Here is a 373-nt window from a genome sequence, read left to right on the forward strand (position 1 = left end):
AGATCAGCCTGGGCATCAGTTCGGCTGTGGATGCAACCGGTGCGACTTTCGAAAATCTGCAGCTGGGTGGTGCCGCTACGGTTCAAGTGACCGACACCACCGACGAAGTGGTGGCCAAACTGACCGCGACCCCTTCGGTCACCGAAGGCGGCGAGATCACCTACACCATCACGCTGACCAACAAAGACGGCTTGCCGATCAACAATCACGGCGCGTTGACCTTCACGCTGAGCGATGGCAAGACCGTCATCACCGTGCCGGCCAACGGCACGACTGGTTCGGTCACCGTCACTGCCCCGGACAACGTCTACACCGGCGCCAACGACCCTGTGGTCAAATCGATCGGTTCGGTCACTGGCGCTGACGTCGGCAA

General features: G+C 60.9%; 1 protein-coding gene. It reads left to right on the forward strand.

From position 1 onward, the window contains the following. The coding region (locus J5M71_RS28960) for an immunoglobulin-like domain-containing protein (RefSeq protein ID WP_207839130.1) at positions 1-373 on the forward strand (373 nt) is incomplete at both ends.

Source organism: Pseudomonas sp. 43(2021), from assembly GCF_017490805.1.
Lineage (GTDB): Bacteria > Pseudomonadota > Gammaproteobacteria > Pseudomonadales > Pseudomonadaceae > Aquipseudomonas.